The sequence below is a fragment of the Acidibrevibacterium sp. genome, from assembly GCF_049965395.1.
GTDB classification, from domain to species: domain Bacteria; phylum Pseudomonadota; class Alphaproteobacteria; order Acetobacterales; family Acetobacteraceae; genus Acidibrevibacterium; species Acidibrevibacterium fodinaquatile.
The window spans coordinates 3,099-5,114 of record NZ_JBMFWJ010000083.1 but is presented as its reverse complement, the minus strand read 5'-3'; the positions used below and the strand labels follow the sequence as shown (position 1 = coordinate 5,114).

The 2,016-nt window shown below is 59.7% G+C and carries 1 protein-coding gene; it reads right to left on the bottom strand.

The window, feature by feature from the left end:
- Nucleotides 1–54 precede the first annotated feature (54 nt).
- On the bottom strand, nucleotides 55–1,602 hold the full coding sequence (gene hpnR / locus ACP5M5_RS14205) for a hopanoid C-3 methylase HpnR (RefSeq protein ID WP_427938430.1): 1,548 nt from the start codon (nucleotides 1,600–1,602) through the stop codon (nucleotides 55–57).
- Between the last annotated feature and the right edge of the window lie 414 nt (nucleotides 1,603–2,016).

Here is a 2,016-nt window from a genome sequence, read left to right as displayed (position 1 = left end):
GAAGCTCATCTCTCGTCCGACCCATTGAACCCCAGGGGGCGTCCACACATGGTATTACGCCTCCTCGTCGAAGGGTCTCGCGCCGGCCTCAACAACAAAGCGCCGTGTGCCGGCATCGAGCGCGCGATCACGTTCCCCGCGCGCTTGATGAACATAAAAGGCCGCGCGTTTGCTCGGAACGGTGGTCGTGGGCAGTGGCACCTCGTAAGCGACCGGCAATGTGTGGTCGGCGAGCAATTTCGCGGGATCATAGACAGAGTTGAAGCGGAACAGGCTTTGTAAAAAATTCGTCTGGCCGCGGCGCAGATGGCGTGCAACCAGGCCCGCAGTCCCAAGCAAGGTGCGCCAACCGAGATGCTTCATGTTCAAAACGCGCTGTGTCGCGACGAGTTCACGGTAGAATTCCGCAAGCGGCAGCTTCGTTGGCAACACGCAGTGCTGGATGTCGAAAAGCCGGTAATCGCGCGACGTCAGCTGCCGTTCTTCCGTCATCCAGCTTTCGGTGCCGGGATAGGGGGTGTTGACGCTGATATTGACGATTTCCGGCACTTCGAGACACCATTGTCTTACCGCCGCGAAGCGTGCCTCATCCCAATCGGGATCGACGATGATATTGACCGCGACATGGATCCCAAGTGAGCGGGCGAATTCCAGAGCCTCGAAATTCCGGCTGAGCGGTACCCGTTTGCGATACCGCGCAAGGCCCTCCTCGTCGATCGCCTCGAGGCCGAGAAAGAGATAACTAAGACCAAGCGTTTTCCAGAATCGGAACACGTCTTTGTTGCGCAGCAGAACGTCGCCCCGGGTTTCGAGATAGTACTCTTTGCGCAGACCGCGCCGGGCGATCGCTTCGCCGATCGCCATCCCATGCTCAGGTCGGATGAAAGCGACGTCATCGACAATGAACACGCCCGGCTCGCGTATGGTTTTGAGATCCGCAACCGCGTGTTCCGGATCGATCAGCCGGTAGCTCCGGCCATAGAAGGTCCAGGCACTGCAAAACGTGCAGTCCCACGGGCAACCGCGCGAGAACTCGATCGAGGCACAGGGGTCGAGCGGACCAATGAAATATTTCCGGCGATGGCGGAGCAAGTGCCGGGCCGGGCGGAGCGCGTTCAAATCCTCGACAAAAACCGGCTTGGGGCCCTCGCCTTCCGGTGTTACGGCGCCGGGCACGTCGTGAAGCGCTCCCCCGCGCGCGAGGGTTGCGAGCAAGAGCGGCATCGCCGCCTCGCCTTCCCCGCGCAAAACGCAGTCGATCGCGCCATCACCGTGTTCGAGAAGGGCGTGGGCGACAAAAGAAGCGCTGTGCCCGCCAACAACGATGCGGCCATTGGGCCAGCGATGTTTCGTCTCCTTGGCGAGATCGACGATCTCCGGCACATTGGCAAGGTAGTTACAGGAAAACGCAATGACATCTGGCCTCCAGCGGCCGATTTCACGAAAATAGGCGCGATGGCTCTCGACCTGCAGGTCGATCAGCCGCACCGCATGACCCACGGCAAGCGCCGACGCCGCGACCAATTCCAGCCCCAGCGGCTCGAGGCGAAGAAAGACCTTGGTATACATCAGCGGGCCGGGATGGACGCAAAGCAGACGCATGCAGACCTCCTTTGTTCGGCGGCTGCGGTTCAGGACCGTGCAGGCTCCATCAGACAAAAATGTAAAATAATTCCGCGCCTATCGGCTTATCAACCAGGCATCATATTGCAATCAGGCTGCATAGCTGACCTCGGGGCCTGGTTATCGGTCAAAATCCCGCGATGCCGAATTCAGGCAGGTCACAACTTCTATGACGCAAACTAAGAAGTTTTGGTTCCTATCGAGCGGGCGGACACTTATTTTCGCGCCAGATTAGTCGTATTTTCTCCGAGGGTATCGTAGCGCAGCGCGCTAAGACAGCGCTTCGCTAAGATTAATTATCTACAGACTTGCCAGTCCTGGTGGAGCGAGCGCTGGGCCCGGTGGCGCCGGCGCTGGTCCGACGAGTGGACCAGGTGGCGCGGGTGGTGCGGG